The sequence below is a fragment of the Spirillospora sp. NPDC049652 genome, from assembly GCF_040675125.1.
Taxonomy (GTDB): Bacteria; Actinomycetota; Actinomycetes; order Streptosporangiales; family Streptosporangiaceae; genus Spirillospora.
Map to the genome: position 1 here is coordinate 1 of NZ_JBFAOF010000653.1, position 4,208 is coordinate 4,208.

A 4,208-nucleotide genomic window follows, 5' to 3' on the forward strand; every position below is an offset into this window, starting at 1 on the left:
CCGCGGTCACCGCCGCGCCGCACGCCCAAACGGCGGGCAAGACCGGGGCGGCGGCGCAGGCCGAGACGGCCGGGAAGGCCGAAGCGGCGGGCAAGGCCGAGGAGGCGGCGCGGCAGGCGGAGGCGCGCCCCGGGCCGGTGACGCCGAAGGACGACGGCCCGGACGCGTGGTCCGGGGCGGCAGTACGACCGGATCCAGGGTGGTTGCGATGATCGGACATGTCCTCGCCGGCGCGGCGGCGCTCGCCGCCTCCCCGCCCGTCCAGGACCCGGGCACCGCCAGCGGCAACGGCCGCACGGTGACGTTCGGGCTGTTCCTGTTCTTCATCGTGGTCACCCTCGGGATCACCGTGTGGGCGCGGCTCAACACCAAGAGCGCGGTCGACTACTATGCGGGCGGGCACGCGTTCTCCGGGCCGCAGAACGGCATCGCGCTCGCGGGCGACTACATGTCGGCCGCGTCGTTCCTCGGCATCGCGGGGATCATCGCGCTGTCCGGCTACGACGGGTTCCTGTACTCGATCGGGTTCCTGGTCGCGTGGCTGCTGACGCTGCTGCTGGTCGAGCTGATGCGCAACGCGGGCCGGTTCACGATGGCCGACGTGCTGGTCTACCGGGCGCGCACCCAGGCGCCGGTGCGCACCGCCGCCGCCGTCTCCACCGTGACCGTCTCGGTGTTCTACCTGCTGGCGCAGATGGTCGGCGCGGGCGCGCTGGTGGCGCTGCTGCTCGGCATCCACCCCGGCGAGACGTTCCTCGGCATGTCGGCGGAGGCGGCCAAGACCTGGACGATCGTGGTGGTCGGCGCGCTGATGATCTTCTACGTGATGTTCGGCGGGATGAAGGCCACCACCTGGGTGCAGATCATCAAGGCGGTGCTGCTGATCGGCGGCGGCGTCGCGCTGACCGTGCTGGTGCTGGCCCGGTTCGGGTACAACCTGTCCGGGCTGCTCGGCTCGGCCGCCGAGTCGTCCGGCAAGGGGTCGGCGTTCCTGCAGCCCGGCCTGAAGTACGGCAAGGACGTGCCGGGCGACACCTACCAGACGGTGCTGAACAAGGTCGACTTCATCAGCCTCGCGCTCGCCCTGGTGCTCGGCACCGCGGGCCTGCCGCACATCGTCACGCGGTTCTACACCGTCCCGGACGGCCGGGCCGCGCGCACGTCGGTGAACTGGGCGATCGGGCTGGTCGGCGCGTTCTACCTGATGACGCTCGCGCTCGGCTTCGGCGCGGCGGCGCTGGTAGGGCGCAAGGCGATCATGGCGCAGGACCCGGCGGGCAACACCGCGGTGCCGCAGCTCGCCAAGGCGCTCGGCGACCACTTCGGCGGCCCGGCCGGCGGCGACCTGATGCTGGCGTTCATCGGCGCGGTCGCGTTCGCCACCATCCTCGCCGTGGTGTCGGGGCTGGTGCTGGCGTCCTCGACGTCGCTGGCGCACGACTACTTCGGCCACGTGCTGATGTTCGGCCGTCCGCGCGAGTCGCAGGAGGTCGCGGTCGCCCGGTTCGCGGCCTGCCTGATCGGGGTGCTGGCGATCGTGCTCGCGGTGATCGCCAAGAACATGAACGTGGCGTTCCTCGTCGCGCTCGCGTTCGCGATGGCGGCGGCGGCGAACCTCCCCGCGATCGTGCTGTCGCTGTTCTGGAAGCGGTTCAACTCGGCCGGGGTCGTCTCGGGCATCTACGGCGGGCTGGTCAGCTCCCTGGTGCTGGTCTTCTTCTCCCCGGTGGTGTCCGGCAAGGTCGACCCGCTCACCGGGCAGAGCCTCTCGCTGTTCCCCAAGGGCGTGGACTTCCACTTCTTCCCCCTGGAGAACCCCGGCATCGTCTCCATCCCCTTCGGGTTCCTGTGCGCGGTCATCGGCACGTACCTGGGCCGCGCGGACGCCGACACCCGCCGGTACGACGAGCTGTCGTTCCGCTCGCTCACGGGAGCCGGTTCGGTCTGAGGCCGCAGGACGGGGAGCGAGGAACCGAGGCCGGAAGGCCGAGGCCGAAAGGCCGAGGGCGGTGTCTTCGGGCGGAGTATCCGTACGTCGCGGGCGGGGCGCGCTGACAGCGCACCCGCCCGCCTCGCGTTCCGGCGGGTCGCCACGATGAGCAGTGATCACTTTCGTGAGGGGACTAACACCGCCGGACGGCCGGTGGTTACCCGCCGGTACGGCAGGCTTGTCCGCATGAAGTCCAAGTCCCTGTTCGCCCTGGCCTGCTCGACCGGAGGCACCGCGCTCGCCACCGCGGCGCTGCTCGCGGGCTGCGGCGGTGGCGGCGGATCGGCGACCGCGAAGTCCGCCCCGACCGCCCGCTCCTACCAGGACACCGCCGAGATCGGACGGGTCCTGCGCGCGGCCGGCGCGACCGGGTGCAGCGCGGACCCGACCCGCGTCGAGTGCCGTTACCAGGGACGCTACGTCGCCGCGACCGTGCTCGCCCCCGGCCTCGGCCTGACGATGGACACCGCCCTGCGCAGCTGGCGCAGCGGCGTCGGGCAGAGCGCGCTCGGCGAGAACGGCGCGTTCGCGATCCTGCGCGGCCCCAACTGGCTGCTGACCGGGCCGGACGGGCTGGTGGACCGCGCGCGGGCCGATCTGGGCGGCCGCGCCTACCACTGCGACCATCCGTACGGGAAGTGCTCCTGAGCCGGTTGTCCCGGCGTGGGTCCCGATGTGCCGGAGTGCCGGGGCGGTCCCGGAGCGTCGTGGCAGAATGAGGGCCCGCAGCCGGTCGGCCGTCCGCCGCCCGGGCGGATCGGATCCCGTGGAACGCGGACGACGGCCGGGAGGAGGTGCGGTGCCGTGCCCCATGACGGCCGCCGCTTCCGGAGGCTCGGCCGTCGCGGTACGACGCGTCCGGCCGTCCGTGCCGCCACCGCCCTCACCGCGCTGACCCTCGCCGCGGCCGTCGCCGTTCCGATCGCCGTCGCGCCCCCGTCCGGACCGGGCCCGTCCGCCCATGGATCGGCCGCGGCCGGGGTGTCGGCGCCGGGAACCGCGCGGCAGGCCGCCGCGCCGCTGCCGTTCCCCCTGGCCCCGGACGGGCCGGTGGACATGATCCGGGCGCGGGAGTGGCACCTGGCCGCGCTGCACGTGCCGAAGGCGTGGAAGCAGTCGCGCGGCAAGGGCGTCGTCGTGGCCGTCCTCGACACCGGCGTCGACCGGCACCATCCCGACCTCACCGGACGCGTCGTCACCGGCCCCGACCTCACCGGCGGGACGCGCCGTCCGGGCAGCACCTACTGGGGGCTGCACGGCACGTCGATGGCCAGCATCATCGCCGGGCACGGGCACGGCCCCGGCGGCTCGCAGGGCGTGATGGGCGTCGCGCCCGCCAGCCGCGTGATGTCGCTGCGCGTGACCTGGGAGAACGACGACCCGATGCGCAAGGACGAGGCGACGGTCAGCCACGCCCGGGACGCCATCGCGCAGGGCATCCGGTACGCGGTCGACCACGGCGCGACCGTCATCAACATGTCGCTCGGCGGCGGCAAGCAGTACTACGACGGCGACTCCTCCGAGGAGGACGCCATCCGGTACGCGCAGAGCAAGGGCGTCGTCCTCATCGCGTCCGCCGGGAACGACGGCGCGGGAGCGAACCGCAAGAACTTCCCGGCGGCCTACCCGGGCGTCATCGCCGTCGGCGCGCTCGACCGCGGCATGCGCGAGTGGAAGGACAGCAACCGGCGCTCGTACGTCGCGGTCTGCGCGCCGGGCGTGGACATCGTCAGCGCGGACGCCGACGACGGCTACGTTGTCGGCACTGGCACCAGCCCGTCCTCGGCGATCGTCGCGGGGATCGTGGCGCTGCTCCGGTCGCGCTACCCGTCCCTGAACCCCGAGCAGGTGCGGCAGGCGCTGGTCGAGGGCTCGTCCGAGACGATCCCGTCCGGGAACTGCCCGGGCGTGCTGGACGCGGCGCGCGCGATGAGCGCCGCGGGCCGCATCAGCAAGGAGCCGCCGAAGCGGTCCGCGCCACCCGTCCGGACCAAGGACGCGTCCGCCGGGAAGGACTCGGGCGTCGGCTCCGACTGGCTCTACCCGGCGATTCTCGGCGGTGGCGGCGCGCTGGTCGTCGTCGGCCTCTTCCTGGGATGGCGGCAGCGTCGCCGTCCGGACGACGACTACGAGCCGGAGCACGAGCTCGAACCCGTGCCGGCGTCCGTGCCCGCGCCCGCGCCGGCCCCCGTGCACTATGCGCCTCCGCCCGAACCGC

Annotated in this window: 4 protein-coding genes; all 4 read left to right on the plus strand. The window is 73.5% G+C overall.

Annotated features, from left to right (window positions below; genetic code table 11):
* A partial coding sequence (locus tag AB0J52_RS29960; protein WP_500185991.1) for a hypothetical protein occupies nucleotides 1-212 on the plus strand: 212 nt, incomplete at its 5' end.
* Nucleotides 209-1,948, plus strand: a complete 1,740-nt coding sequence (locus AB0J52_RS29965; protein WP_500185992.1) for a monocarboxylic acid transporter — start codon at nucleotides 209-211, stop codon at nucleotides 1,946-1,948. The genes AB0J52_RS29960 and AB0J52_RS29965, both read left to right, overlap by 4 nt.
* Before the next feature lie 228 nt (nucleotides 1,949-2,176).
* Nucleotides 2,177-2,638: a hypothetical protein gene (locus tag AB0J52_RS29970; RefSeq protein ID WP_500185994.1), complete on the plus strand. Its 462-nt coding sequence runs from the start codon at nucleotides 2,177-2,179 to the stop codon at nucleotides 2,636-2,638.
* 156 nt (nucleotides 2,639-2,794) lie between these two features.
* Nucleotides 2,795-4,208: S8 family peptidase (locus AB0J52_RS29975; RefSeq protein WP_500185995.1), on the plus strand; the 1,414-nt coding region annotated here is incomplete at its 3' end.